Source organism: Brevundimonas sp. NPDC058933 (genome assembly GCF_049315965.1).
GTDB lineage: Bacteria > Pseudomonadota > Alphaproteobacteria > Caulobacterales > Caulobacteraceae > Brevundimonas.
This window is the reverse complement of sequence record NZ_JBMOSL010000001.1, coordinates 253,613-267,039: the sequence shown is the minus strand read 5'-3', so window position 1 is coordinate 267,039 and position 13,427 is coordinate 253,613. Positions and strand designations below refer to the sequence as shown.

Annotated in this window: 9 protein-coding genes; 4 read left to right on the top strand and 5 right to left on the bottom strand. The window is 67.5% G+C overall.

Annotation, left to right across the window (positions count from 1 at the left end; all coding sequences use genetic code 11):
* Positions 1-87: 87 nt before the first annotated feature.
* Both ACOZBP_RS01240 and ACOZBP_RS01235 read left to right on the top strand, forming a co-directional pair.
* Positions 88-1,599 carry a sensor histidine kinase gene (locus ACOZBP_RS01240; protein ID WP_422674643.1) on the top strand — a complete coding sequence of 504 codons (1,512 nt, stop codon included), beginning with the start codon at positions 88-90 and terminating at the stop codon, positions 1,597-1,599.
* Complete coding sequence (locus ACOZBP_RS01235; protein ID WP_422674642.1) at positions 1,596-1,973, top strand: response regulator; 378 nt, start codon at positions 1,596-1,598, stop codon at positions 1,971-1,973. The genes ACOZBP_RS01240 and ACOZBP_RS01235 overlap by 4 nt, the downstream gene beginning before the upstream one ends.
* Here ACOZBP_RS01235 and ACOZBP_RS01230 read toward each other — a convergent pair.
* From ACOZBP_RS01230 to ACOZBP_RS01210, 5 genes are all read right to left on the bottom strand, one after another.
* On the bottom strand, positions 1,960-3,546 hold the full coding sequence (locus tag ACOZBP_RS01230; protein WP_422674641.1) for a phytoene desaturase family protein: 1,587 nt from the start codon (positions 3,544-3,546) through the stop codon (positions 1,960-1,962). The genes ACOZBP_RS01235 and ACOZBP_RS01230 overlap by 14 nt on opposite strands.
* Before the next feature lie 36 nt (positions 3,547-3,582).
* Complete coding sequence (locus ACOZBP_RS01225; RefSeq protein WP_422674640.1) at positions 3,583-7,065, bottom strand: class I SAM-dependent DNA methyltransferase; 3,483 nt, start codon at positions 7,063-7,065, stop codon at positions 3,583-3,585.
* Between the two features lie 57 nt (positions 7,066-7,122).
* Complete coding sequence (gene hutI, locus ACOZBP_RS01220; protein WP_422675468.1) at positions 7,123-8,334, bottom strand: imidazolonepropionase; 1,212 nt, start codon at positions 8,332-8,334, stop codon at positions 7,123-7,125.
* Positions 8,335-8,491: 157 nt separating this feature from the next.
* A complete protein-coding gene (locus ACOZBP_RS01215) occupies positions 8,492-9,382 on the bottom strand; it encodes an agmatinase family protein (RefSeq protein WP_422674639.1) in 891 nt (296 codons plus the stop codon).
* A 5-nt stretch (positions 9,383-9,387) separates the two neighbouring features.
* Positions 9,388-10,086, bottom strand: a complete 699-nt coding sequence (locus tag ACOZBP_RS01210) for a UTRA domain-containing protein (protein ID WP_422674638.1) — start codon at positions 10,084-10,086, stop codon at positions 9,388-9,390.
* 94 nt (positions 10,087-10,180) lie between these two features.
* Between ACOZBP_RS01210 and hutU the strand changes: the two genes are divergently transcribed.
* Both hutU and hutH read left to right on the top strand, forming a co-directional pair.
* Complete coding sequence (gene hutU, locus ACOZBP_RS01205; protein ID WP_422674637.1) at positions 10,181-11,848, top strand: urocanate hydratase; 1,668 nt, start codon at positions 10,181-10,183, stop codon at positions 11,846-11,848.
* A gap of 4 nt (positions 11,849-11,852) precedes the next feature.
* Complete coding sequence (hutH, locus tag ACOZBP_RS01200; RefSeq protein WP_422674636.1) at positions 11,853-13,385, top strand: histidine ammonia-lyase; 1,533 nt, start codon at positions 11,853-11,855, stop codon at positions 13,383-13,385.
* Positions 13,386-13,427 lie beyond the last annotated feature (42 nt).

The following is a 13,427-nucleotide window of genomic DNA, read 5'->3' as shown; positions in this document are numbered from 1 at the left end:
TCCGCTTGAACATTCGGACTTTTCGCCGCCAGAGCACGCACCCTTTCGCTCTGGCTCGCGTTAGGCTGGGCGAGAACGGGGGCTAGGTTGAGAACACTCGGGAATACAATCGATCTGGTCGCAGCGTTCGACGCATCGCCCAATCCCTACATGCTTCTGGACACCGAACTCCGCTATGCGGGGATGAACCAAGCCTATCTTGAAGTGACGCGACGCCGCCGCGAGGATCTTCTGGGTCGCCCCATAATGCAGGAGTACGGTGGCGGGCCTGGGGCCGGCGCCGCCGAGAACGCCCGCCGACTGCTTGCTTCATTCCAGAAGGTGCTTTCAACCGGACAGTCGGACAGCATGGCGGTGCTTCACTACCCGATCTTGATCGACCAACCGGACGGTACAAAGACCTACGACGACCGTTACTGGAGTTGCACCCACACGCCGGTCAAGGACGCTTCGGGGCGGGTGACCCATATCCTGCAAAACACCAATGACATCACCGAGTTGGAGCGGCTGCGCCGACAGGTAGGCAAGCTCAGGCCCCAAGAGATGCCTTCGGCGCTCGATAGCCTGATAGGCGGCGGCATGTTCAGGCGCGCCATGAGCGTCCAGGCCGACAACCGCCGACTGGAGATCGAGCGCCGACAACTGCAGGACATGTTCATGCAGACGCCGGGCTTCGTCGCCGTGCTGAATGGTCCAGAGCACGTGATCCAGATGCACAACGGGGCCTACGGACAGTTGATCGGCCATCGCGACGTGCTGGGAAGACCGATCCGCGAGGCTTTGCCGGAGCTTGCGGGACAAGGCTTTTACGACTTCCTTGACGAGGTCCTGGCGACCGGAGAACCCTTTCAGGGCCGACAGAGCCAGGTGCAGATTCAGCAAACGCCGAATGCCCTGCTGGCGACCCGTTACCTCGACTTCACCTATCAACCGATCCGCAATGACGCCGCTGAAATCATTGGCGTCTTTGTCCAGGGTCATGACGTCACCGAAAGCGTCATTGCCGCCGAACGTCAGAAACTGATGATCGACGAGCTGAATCACCGGGTTAAGAACACCTTGGCCACCGTGCAGTCGATAGCCATGCAGACCGCCCGCTCGCATGACGACCCGCGCACCTTCGCCGAAACCTTCCAGTCGCGCATACTTTCGCTTTCGCACACCCACGACCTGCTGACCCGGAGCCATTGGGAAGGTGCGGACCTGCGCGAGGTGCTGGAGCATGAGACGACCGCCCACGGCCTGCATCGCCTGACCCTGAATGGGCCGAACATATCGCTGGACCCGGCCATGGCTGTATCCCTTGGCATGATCTTCCATGAACTGGCGACCAACGCGGCCAAGTATGGTGCGCTGTCCGCAGGCGACGGTCGTGTTCTGGTCGACTGGTCGATCGCGGATCTCAACGATCCTCGTCTCGCCATCCGCTGGCGTGAAACAGGCGGACCATCGGTGTCCCAGCCGGAACGTCGCGGGTTCGGCAGTCGTTTGATTGAGCGCAATGTCCGACACGATCTGGCGGGCACGGTCCAGATGCATTACCGCGACGACGGCTTCATCGCCGAGATCACCATTCCGCTGAACAAGGAAGCCGCATGACCAAAGCTTTGCAGGGCCGTCGCGTACTGATCATCGAGGACGAATCCCTGGTCGCCATGCTGCTGGAAACCATCCTCGACGACATGGGCTGCGAAGTAATCGGGCCGGATTCCAACATCGACGACGGCCTGAAGTCCGCCACAACCGAGGCCGTGCTCGACGCCGCCCTGCTTGATGTCAACGTCGCGGGCCGCGAGGTCTTTCCCGTGGCCGACGCCCTGAAGGCGCGCGGCGTGCCCTTCGTTTTTTCCACCGGCTATGGCGAAGCGGGCCTCCCGGAACATTGGCGGGGCCATCCTACAATCCAGAAGCCCTTCACCGAAGGCGCCATTCGCGACGCCCTGATGAAGGCGATGAACATCAGCCTAGCCTGATATCCTTGAGAACGGCGCGCGCCGCATTGTGACCCGGCGCGCCCGTCACACCGCCCCCGGGATGGGCGCCCGAACCGCACAGGTAGAGCCCCGGAACCGGCATTCTGTGATCTGCGTGGCCCAGCACCGGCCGTGCGCTGAACAGCTGATCCAGCGTCAGTCGCCCGTGGAAGATGTCGCCGCCGATCATACCGAAGCGCCGCTCCAGATCGCGAGGCCCCAGCGCCAGCCGCCCGACGATCGAGGCCTTGAAACCCGGCGCATGGGCCTCAACTGTTTCAATCATAAGGTCGGCCACCGTGTCGCGGTGTTCGTCCGCCAGATCCGGCGACACATGCTGACAGAACAGGCTGGCGACGTGCTGCCCCGGCGACGCCAGGCTGTCGTCCAGGGTCGAGGGGATCAGCATCTCGACGATGGGGTTTGACGACCAGCCGTTCAGACGCGCCTCTGCATGGGCGCGGTCCATATAGGCCAGGGTCGGGGCGATGATGATGCCCGCCGTCAGGTGGTCGCCCGTCCCCCGCAGGGCGGTAAAGCGCGGCAGCTCGGACAGGGCGACGTTCATGCGGAAGGTGCCAGAGCCCGAGGCGTAGCGGCTCATCCGCTCCGTGAAGTCGGCCGGAACCACGGCCGGATCGACCAGCCGGTCGAACAACAGGCGCGGATGCAGGTTGGAGACCACGGCGCGAGCACGGATCGCGTCGCCCGCCTCGGTCACGGCCCCGACCGCCCTGCCCTTCTCGATCATGACCTCGACGACGGGCGCGTCCAGCCGGATGTCGACGCCCTGCGCAACGCAGGCCGCGGCCATGGCCTGGGTGATGGCCCCCATGCCGCCGATGGCGTGGCCCCAGGCGCCCTTCTTGCCGTTCACCTCGCCAAAGACGTGGTGCAGCAGGACATAGGCCGAGCCGGGCGTGTAGGGGCTGGCGTAGTTGCCGACGACGCTGTCGAAGCCGAACAGGGCCTTGATCGGATCGCTCTCGAACCAGCCGTCCAGCCAATCGCCCGCCGACTTGGCGAAAAGGTCCAGCAGGTCGCGCTGCCCGGCCAGACCGAGCCGCGACACCCGCCGCCCCAGCGACGCCGCCTTCAGCATTTCCGGCAGGGCCGCCAGCCAGCCGCCCTCGACCACGTTGGGCGGGGTGGTCAGGGTCAGATCGCGCAGGATGGCGGCGATCGTCTCCAGGCGCGCCTCATATTCAGGCAAGCGCGCAGCGTCGCGGGTCGAGAACTTGGCGACCTCGGCCTGGGTCCGCCCCTCGCCGGTCAGCAGGTAGCGCCCGTCGTCGAAGGGCAGGAAGTTGGCCGCCCGCCGTTCGACCACCCGCAGTCCATGGCGAGGCAGTTCCATGTCAGCGATGACGTGCGGGTTCAGCAGGCTGACGGTGTAGCTGGCGGTCGAGTTGCGGAAACCGGGATGAAACTCCTCCGTCACCGCCGCCCCGCCGACGACGCCGCGCCGCTCCAGCACCGTCACCTTCAGCCCGGCCCGCGCCAGATAGAAGGCGCAGACCAACCCGTTGTGGCCGCCGCCGAGAATGACGACGTCCGTCTGTGATTGCGCCATCCTGCTCGCCCCCGCTTCCAGAGGCGGAGGCTAGCATCAGACTCGCCGCGGGGTGAACCATCCGTCCTGGGTGCGCTGCACCGACCCCGCCACGGCCAGGACGGCCAGGGTCTGTTCGATGCGGTCCTCCATCCGCCGCCCCCGACGCCCGCCGAACCGGGCCGCCAGAGCGCGCGGGCCGACCGGCACGCCTTCCTGCCGCAAGGCGTGCAACAGAGCCGAGGCCATAGGCCCCGGAGCTTCCGGCAAGGGCGGCAGGCTTGCGGCGACATCCAGCGACGCCTCGATCTGCACCGGACGCCGCAGGGTTCTCACGCGTCCCGTCTGGAACTCAGGCCGCAGGAATCGCACCTCTCCGCCCGCCTCCTCGGCAGCGCGCTCGCGGTTCAGGGCGACCAGACGCGCCACCGCCTCCTGAGCTGACAGGTCGGCCGGCCAGCCGTAGGCGCCCAGTACGGCCGCATCCAGCCGTCGATGCAGATGGTCCAACAGGCCGATGCAGCCCGCATCATGAATCACGCGCTCGGCTTCGGTCATGGGCTCGCCGGACGATAGCCGCGCCCGGGCGTTATAGAGGCCGGTCATGGTCAGGAAGGCGTGCCTGGCCAACACCCGTCTTCGCAGCTCGTCGATCTCTTCGGCCAGGGCCGCGATCTCGGCCCCGTCCTTGCCGTGAAGGTCCGGGAAGGCAAAGGAATCGAAGCATGCGCCCTTGGAGTAGACGGGTCGGTCCTCGAGTGTGCCGCCTTGCGCCAGCGACCAGTCCACATGGAGACGTGACGATAGGACGCCCAAGATCGCCGCGCTGTCCAACGCCATACAGACCAACCGATTGTCCGGCAGGATGTCCCCGTCCAAAAACCGGAACCAGCGATGCTTGGCCGTCTCGACCGTGGCGATATAGCGCCGCAAGCCTTCCAGCGCTGGCCGCAGTTCGCGACGCGGCTCGCCGAAAATCCACCAGTTCTCGCGATAGGAGGCCCGGTTGTTGCGGTCCCGCTCCGGCTTCACCGTCTCAAGGAGGTGTTGAAAGATCGCCGGGTGACGCCGCCTTGCCTCGGCCTCCCCCCAGCCGAACAGGTCGATGACGTTCACGCCGCGCGGGCGGTCCGCCAGATCGCGGCCGTTGCGATAGGCGCGGATCGGCGAGGCCGCCTCGGGCTCTGACGCCGACAGCAGGGCCGCCGCCCGGTCCGGCGCGACGATGAAGCCCGCGCCGTGCAGCTTGACCCCCGGCGAGCACAGAAGGGCGTTGGCCTTCAGCTCGACAGCTTCGGTCACATCCACTCCCACGGTCAGATCCGCTGAAATCGCGCCGCGCGCCTCACAGAAGACGATCTCTGGCGCGTCGGTGTGCAAGCCCGTTTCAGACTTGACCGTCAGCAGCCGCCCCTGCCCGTCCGGCTCGCCGCGCTCGGCCACGGTCATCGCGATGCGGACAGCGGCCCGGTCGCCGCCCTTGATCCAGGGGTGGTCGGGAATGGCGAAGAGCAGCCGCATCGGCGGCGCGCCCTTCAAATGATGCTCCAGCACGCGTCGGGAAAAGGTCTGGGTGATCGAGTTGGTGGTGATGAAGCCGAACCGGCGCAGGTTGGAGCCCTTGGCCGTCAGGATGTCCGCCGCCCGGTCCCACCATGCCGTGACCAGATCAGCCGAGCGGAACCGACCCTGCCGCACTTGCCACAAGGCGTCGACATAGCCGTCGCCCAGCTCGCGCCTCAGATCCTTGCCGCCGATGAAGGGCGGATTGCCGATAATGAAATGGACGTCCGGCCACGGCGTCGGACGCGGGTCGATCAGGCGGAGCACCTCGCGTTCCTCGGCCACAGGAAACAGAACGGGCGGGTCACCGTCCTTGCGCCCTTGTCGGGGTCTGGGCCGCGCGCGTGTGATGGGCCGCCCCACGGCGTCGCGTACCAGTTCCTCGCGCGACCAGGACAAAAGCGCGTCCGTCTGCCGGATCTTCTCGAAATTCCTCAGGATCGGCTCCGACGGCTTGGCGTCGCCAAAGACCCGGAAATGCCACTGCAGGTAGCCGATCCACATCACCATTTCAGCGATCCAGGCGGCGTAGGCGTTCTTCTCCAGCCCCCAGAACTGTTCGGGACTGACAGTGTGGCCGTCCAGCGCCAACAGGCCCTGCGCCTCGCCCATCTCGGCCAGAACGGCCAGAACCTCGCCCTCAAGCTCCTTCATCATGCCCATGGCGACATAGAGGAAATTGCCGGTGCCGCAGGCGGGGTCCAGCACACGGACGTGACACAGGTCATGGTGGAACTGGCGCACCAACTGCCTCGCCCCCCTGTGATCGCCCGCCATGTAGAGGCCGATGGCGCTGGCCTCGGCCGCCTCCCAGTCGGCGCGCAGCGGCTCCATGATGGTCGGCTCGACCAGCCGTTCGACATAGGGGCGCGGCGTATAGTGGGCGCCCAGTTCACCTCGCTCGGTCGGGTCCAGCGCCTGCTCCAGCAGGGCGCCGAAGATGGCGGGTTCGACCGATGCCCAGTCCCGACGCGCCGCCGCGATCAGGGCCTCCAGCTCGTCCTCGGTGATCGGCAGGGCCGCTGCCTGCCGAAACAAGCCCCCATTGAAACGGCGCAGGTTCTGGCGAAGCGCAGAACAGTGCCCGCCCTGGTCCATGCGCCTGAAGAAGTCGCCCGCCCCCAGGTGGAACTGATCCGCCTGTCCGCGGTAGCTTTCCAGAAAGCGGCGAAATCCCCTGTCCTCGATCAGGCCGACACTGTCGGCGAACATGGCGAAGATGCACTGCATCACGAACAGCGCCGTTTGATTGGCTCGCGCCGCCCGGGTCACGACGTCTGGCCGCCCGGACGGCCCCGCCGGCGCCCGCGCGCCGATGGAGCGCACCAGCCAGGCCAGACGCGAGGCGATGTCGGTCGTCACCTCGGCCACGCGCGCGGCGGGGTCCAGGCTCATCGGATCGGCCCAGACCCGCCTCAGCCGTTCGCGTACGTTCTCATCGCGCAGATCGGCCATGTCGATGCGATAGCGGGCGCGGTCGGGGAACGGGACATAGGCCTTGCCCTGGCGGCCGAAGTCGGACCACAGCTCGATGGCGCGGCCCACGTCCACAACGACAATGAAGGGCGGCCATTCGTCCAAGGCCTTGGCGTAGTTCTCGGCCTGGCGCTTGGCGTTGCGCATCAGGGTTTCGAGCGCATTGGACGCAGGCGCCGTCGTCTTGCGGCCCCGCCCGCCGAACAGGGCGAGTTGAGGTTGGGGGTCCAACGCCCCGCCCGCCCCGCGCTTGCCCGACTGCTTGGCCTCCAGAACAAAGGCGCCGCGTCGGTAGCAGTCGATGTAGCCGGGGTGGCTGCCGCCATCCTCATGCAGGAATTTCACGGGCCGCTCGAAGCAGTAGTCGAGGTCGCCTGCCCGCTCATCATCGGGGGCCGCGACGCCGATCAGGCGGCACAACTGGGCGACGAAGGTCTGATAGTGGGCGCGCTCGCTGATCGGCGCCTCGGACCAGCGGCGAATGAAGTCGTCTGCATCCATGGATTGTCGGCCTCCCCGCCAACAACCCTAGATTAAAAATACAGAAAAATGCAACTTTTAGGTGATTGAACCGCCAAGGTAGCGCCGATGCAGCAGGGGCGCGCCGAGCCAGTAGCAGAGCTCGGCCGGGCGGGTGATGTCCCAGACGGCCAGGTCGGCGGCCTTGCCGGCTTCCACGGTTCCGACCTCATCCTGCAACCCCAGGGCGCGGGCGGCGTGACGGGTGGCGCCAGCGATGGCCTCTTCCGGGGTCAGGCGGAACTGGACGCAGGCCAGGTTCAGCGCCGCCGTCATCGAGGCGACGGGCGAGGTGCCGGGGTTGCAGTCGGTCGCCACCGCCATGGCCACGCCGTGCTGGCGCAGCAGGGCGACGGGCGGCGCCTTGGTCTCGCGCAGCATCAGGAAGGCGCCGGGCAGCAGGACCGCGACCACGCCTGCCTCGGCCATGGCCTGAACCCCCGGCTCGGTCGTGTGCTCGATATGGTCGGCGGACAGGGCGTGATAGCGGGCGGCCAGGGCCGCGCCGCCGCCGTCCGACAGCTGATCGGCGTGCAACTTGACCGGCAGACCCAGCGCCTCAGCCTTGTCGAACAGGCGAGCGACCTCGTCCGTGGTGAAGGCGATGGGCTCGCAATAGGCGTCGACGGCGTCGACCAGACCCTCGGCATGGGCGGCGGGCAGGATTTGATCCACAGCCTTGTCCACATAGGTCGCGCGGTCGGCTTTGTGCTCCGGCGGGACGGCGTGCAACCCCAGATAGGAGGTGCGGACCCGCACCCCGGCGTCCTTCCCGATGCGGCGGGCGACGCGTAGCATCTTCAGCTCGCTGTCGTGGTCCAGGCCATAGCCGGACTTGATCTCAAGCGTGGTCACGCCGGTGGCCTTCAGCCCCTCCAGACGCTTGCAGGCCGAGGCGTAGAGTTCGTCCTCGCTGGCCTCGCGCGTCGCCTTGACCGAGGAGACGATGCCGCCCCCGGCCCGCGCGATCTCCTCATAGGTCGCGCCCTCCAGCCGCCGCTCGAACTCGCCCGAGCGGTCGCCGCCGAAGACCAGATGGGTGTGGCAGTCGATCAGGCCCGGCGTGACCCAGCGCCCGCCCAGACGGTCGGTTTCCACAGCCTTGTGCACAGGCAGGTCCGCGCGCGGACCGACCCAGGCGATGCGCCCATCCTTGATCAGGATGGCGGCGTCCTCGATCACGCCATAGGGGGCGCCGCCCTCGGTCATGGTCGCGACGTGGCAGTCGGTGAGAAGGCGGTCAGCGAGGATCATTTGCTTTCTCCGCTCATCCCCGCGGAGGCGGGGACCCAGTTCTGTCCAGCGAGGCGCAGAGGTTTCAGGATAGTCGAACGCACATTCTCAATGGCTGCGTCTGCAAGCCAAAGCACTGGGTCCCCGCCTCCGCGGGGATGAGCGGCAGGGGAGATCATCGTGCGGCGACTCCAGCCAGCAGTTCACAGAACCAACGCCCTGCCGTCAGGGAGCCGAGGTCGCCGACTTCCAGCGACGGGTCGTATTCGGTCAGGTCGACGGCGCGGACCTTGGCATGGGCGCCGATGGCGCGGGCGGCGTCGAAGAAGTCGTGGACCGAAACCCCGCCGGGGCGCGCGCCGGGGCTGGCGGGCCACTGGCTGCGGTCGATGACGTCGATGTCGAAGTCGACGTAGATGACCTCGCATAGCGACGACAGGCGCTCCAGTTCCTCGACCACGACGGTCGCCAGACCGCGCTGACGGCACTCGCGGGCGGTGCGGACGCTGATGCCCGCCGCCTCGGCCTTTTCATGGGCGCGACGGGTGTTGGCGAAGGGCGCAAGGCCCACCTGGCTGATGCGATGGCCGTCCAGCCCATCGTCCAACAGAGCCTGGATCGGATTGCCGTTGGTCAGGCCCTGATCCGTGTCGCGCAAATCGAAATGGGCGTCGAGCGTCAGCACGCCGACGCGGTCGAGGCCGAGGGCGTGAACACCGGGCCGGGTGATGGCGTTGTTGCCCCCGACAAGGATGGTCATGGCGCGATGGGCCTGCGCCTTCACCGCGTCGCGCACCGGCTCGAAGGCGTCGAACGGCGAGGCAGCCTTCAGCGCCACGTCCCCGGCGTCGTGGACCTTGAGCTCCAGATCCAGACCGGTCTCGACGTCATAGGTGGACAGGCGCGGCAGGACGGCGCGCAGGGCCTTGGGGCCGAGGTCGCAGCGACCCGGCGTCAGGGACCGCTCGTTCAGCGGCGCGCCGATCAGGGCGACGCTAGCGTCGGGATGGTTGCCCACCAGGTCCGCGACAGAGCGCCAACCGAGGGCTTCAGACGGTTCGCTCATCAACGTCATCCTTTAGTCGGGGAGAAGCGGGCGACCAGATCATAGGCCGCGCCGGGGAAGGTCTGCCACGCCCAGGTCACGCCCTGACCGTCGCGCCAGGTGCGACGCTCCAGCCGCAGACAGGGGGCGCCGTCGGCCAGACCCAGATGCTTGGCGGTCTCAACGTCGGCGCCGACGGCGGAAATCCGGTGCTCGGCCTCGGTCCAGGGCATGTGGGCCAGCAGCCAGCCGCCCGGCGGCTGGGTGGTGAAGTCGGCAGCCTCGGCCTCGGGCGCGGCGGTCAGAGAGATCAGGCGGCGTTCGAAGACGAAGGGCAGGTCGTCGGCCAGATGCAGGGTCTCCAGCTCGACCACCCGCTCGCCCAGGCCCTCGTCGGCACGCGCCGGGCGGACGATCCGGCCCAGCAGGCAATGGGCGTAGGCCAGCCCCCTGCCCTCGACCTCGGACTGGATGTCGGGGATGGCGACCAGGGCCGAGGAATGCACCGGCGGATGGGCCACCACTGTCCCGGCCCGCCGACGCCGCACCACCAGGGCCCGCGCCGACAGGTCCGTCATGGCGCGCGACACCGTCATCCGGGCGCAGCCGTATTCGGCCATCAGTTCGGCCTCGGTCGGGATGCGGAAGCCCGGCCGCCACTCGCCCGAGGCGATGCGGCGCTCGATGTCGCCGGCGATCCGTCGATGAAGCGGCTCATGATCCATGAATCGAAACTGCCTCTTGTACGCGATAATGTCTAGACATAACACTCCCCCAAACGACGGCCCAACCCGCACTTTGGGCCGCATGGAGGAATCGATGAGCGCCACGCCCAACACCCGCATCATCCGCAGCCCGCACGGCGCTGAAAAGACCGCCAAGACCTGGGCCGCCGAAGCGGCCATGCGGATGCTGATGAACAACCTCGACCCCGAGGTGGCCGAGCGTCCCGAGGACCTCGTCGTCTATGGCGGCATCGGCAAGGCGGCCCGCAACTGGCAGGCCTTCGACACCATCGTCGAACAGTTAAAGACGCTGGAAGCCGACGAGACCCTGCTGGTCCAGTCGGGCAAGCCGGTCGGCGTCTTCCGCACCCACGCCGACGCGCCGCGCGTCCTGATCGCCAACTCCAACCTGGTGCCGAAGTGGGCGACCTGGGAGCATTTCAACGAGCTCGATCGCAAGGGCCTGATGATGTACGGCCAGATGACGGCCGGGTCGTGGATCTACATCGGCACCCAGGGCATCGTTCAGGGGACCTATGAGACCTTCATGGAGGCGGGTCGCCAGCACTATGGCGGCGACTGGTCGGGCAAGTGGATCCTGACCGCGGGCCTGGGCGGCATGGGCGGCGCCCAGCCCCTGGCCGCGACCATGGCCGGCGCGTCCTGCATCACCATCGAATGCCAGCGCAGCCGTATCGAGTTCCGCCAGCGCACCCGCTACGTCGACGTCATGGCTGAGACCCTGGACGAGGCCCTGGCCCTGCTGGAGCAGTCGTTCAAGGACCAGAAAGCCTTGTCGATCGGCCTCTTGGGCAATGCGGCTGACCTTCTGCCTGAAATGGTCAAGCGCGGCGTCGGCCCCGATCTGGTGACCGATCAGACCAGCGCCCACGACCCCGTCAACGGCTACCTGCCCTCCGGCTGGACCGTCGCCGAGTGGGAAGAAAAGCGCGTCAGCGACCCCGCCGCCGTCGAGGCCGCCGCGCGCAAATCCATGGCCGTCCACGTTCAGGCCATGCTCGACTTCCACGCCATGGGCATCCCCACCGTCGACTATGGCAACAACATCCGTCAGGTCGCCTTCGATCAGGGCATCGAGAACGCCTTCGACTTCCCCGGCTTCGTGCCTGCCTATATCCGCCCGCTGTTCTGCCGCGGCGTGGGGCCCTTCCGATGGGCCGCCCTGTCGGGTGATCCCGAGGACATCCGCAAGACGGATGAGGCGATGAAGAAGCTCTTCCCCGACAACGCCGGCCTGCACCGCTGGCTGGACATGGCGGGCGAGCGCATCGCCTTCCAGGGCCTGCCCGCGCGCATCTGCTGGATCGGCCTGGGCGACCGTCACCGCGCCGGCCGGATGTTCAACGACATGGTGGCCTCGGGCGAACTGAAGGCCCCCATCGTCATCGGTCGCGACCATCTGGACTCCGGCTCCGTCGCCAGCCCGAACCGCGAGACCGAGGCGATGATGGATGGCTCCGACGCCGTGTCCGACTGGCCCCTGCTGAACGCCCTGCTGAACACGGCGTCCGGCGCTTCGTGGGTGTCGCTGCACCACGGCGGCGGGGTCGGCATGGGTTACAGCCAGCACTCGGGCGTCGTCATCGTCGCCGACGGCACGGATGAAGCCGCCAAGCGTCTGGAACGCGTCCTGTGGAACGACCCGGCCACCGGCGTCATGCGCCACGCCGACGCCGGATATGAGATCGCCAAGGACGCCGCGCGCGCCAACGGCCTGAACCTGCCCTCGCTGGACCTGTAAGCCTATGACCATCAAGATTGAAATCGGCGCCGCGCCGCTCACCCTCGCCCAGCTCCGCACGGTGCTCGACGGTCCCGTCGCCGTCAGCCTGACCGACGCCGCCTGGGCCAATGTCGAGAAGGGGGCCGCGGTCGTCGCCGCCATCCTGGCCGAGGGTCGCACGGTCTATGGCATCAACACCGGCTTCGGCCTGCTGGCCAACACCAGCATTGCGGCGGAAGACCTTGAAACGCTTCAGAAGAACCTGGTGCTCAGCCACGCCTGCGGCGTCGGCGAGCCGCTGAACGAGAACGTCACCCGCCTGCTGATGGTGCTGAAGATCGCCAGCCTGTCCAAGGGCGCCTCGGGCGTTCGGCGTCACACGCTGGAGACCCTGATCGGCATGGTCAACGCCGAGGTCCTGCCGCTGATCCCGGCCAAGGGCTCGGTCGGCGCCTCGGGCGATCTGGCCCCGCTGGCCCACATGAGCTGCGTCCTGATCGGCGTCAGCGAGGCCCGTTATCAGGGTCAGACGCTGGACGCCGTCACGGCCCTGGCCAAGGCCGGGCTGAAGCCCGTCGTCCTGGGCCCCAAGGAAGGCCTGGCCCTGCTAAACGGCACCCAGTGCTCGACGGCCCTGGCCCTGGCCGGTCTGTTCGCGACCGAGAACGTCTTCGCCGCCGCCGTCGCCGCCGGCGCCCTGTCGGTCGACGCCCTGATGGGATCGGACGCGCCGTTCGATCCCCGCATCCACGCCCTGCGCGGCCAGCCGGGTCAGATCGACGTGGCGCGCCGCCTACGTGAGCTGCTGGCCGGCAGCGCCATCCGCGACAGCCACCGCCACGACTGCGCCAAGGTGCAGGACCCCTATTCGCTGCGCTGCCAGCCCCAGGTCATGGGCGCGACCCTGGACGTCCTGCGCAACGCCGCCGCCATGCTGGAGCGTGAAGCCAACGCCGTGACCGACAATCCTCTGGTCTTCATCGAAGACGGAGACGTCATCTCGGGTGGCAACTTCCACGCGGAACCCGTCGCCTATGCAGCCGATCAGATCGCCATGGTCCTTTGCGAGATCGGCAACATCAGTGAGCGCCGCACCTCCATCCTGGTCGACCCCAAGATGACTGACCTGCCCGCCTTCCTGGTCAAGGACAGCGGCGTCAACTCGGGCTTCATGATCGCCCAGGTCACGGCGGCGGCCCTGGTGGCCGAGAACCGCATGGTCGCTCATCCCTGCGTCATCGACACCGTGCCGACCAGCGCCAATCAGGAAGACCACGTGTCGATGGCCACGCACGGCGCGCGCCGCCTGCTGGACATGGCCGCCAACACGGCGACCGTGGTCGGCATCGAACTGCTGGCCGCAGCGCAAGGCATCGACTTCCGTCGTCCCCTGACCTCGTCGCCGGAACTGGAGCAGACCTACGCCATCGTGCGCGAGGCGGCCGAACCCTATTCGTCCGACCGCTACTTCGCGCCGGACATCGCCCGAGCGACAGACGGGGTGCGGGCTGGACGCTATCGCGCCTTCGCCGGCGACCTGTTGCCCTCGGCGTAAACCGCAGAGAGCATCGCAGATGGAAGGCGTCGACGCCGCCGA

Excerpts from the sequence above, each read along its gene's own strand:
- ACOZBP_RS01235 (WP_422674642.1), top strand. The coding sequence starts at position 1,596 with ATGACCAAAGCTTTGCAGGGCCGTCGCGTACTGATCATCGAGGACGAA.
- ACOZBP_RS01230 (WP_422674641.1), bottom strand. The coding sequence starts at position 3,546 with ATGGCGCAATCACAGACGGACGTCGTCATTCTCGGCGGCGGCCACAAC.
- ACOZBP_RS01225 (WP_422674640.1), bottom strand. The coding sequence starts at position 7,065 with ATGGATGCAGACGACTTCATTCGCCGCTGGTCCGAGGCGCCGATCAGC.
- ACOZBP_RS01215 (WP_422674639.1), bottom strand. The coding sequence starts at position 9,382 with ATGAGCGAACCGTCTGAAGCCCTCGGTTGGCGCTCTGTCGCGGACCTG.
- ACOZBP_RS01210 (WP_422674638.1), bottom strand. The coding sequence starts at position 10,086 with ATGGATCATGAGCCGCTTCATCGACGGATCGCCGGCGACATCGAGCGC.
- hutU (WP_422674637.1), top strand. The coding sequence starts at position 10,181 with ATGAGCGCCACGCCCAACACCCGCATCATCCGCAGCCCGCACGGCGCT.
- hutH (WP_422674636.1), top strand. The coding sequence starts at position 11,853 with ATGACCATCAAGATTGAAATCGGCGCCGCGCCGCTCACCCTCGCCCAG.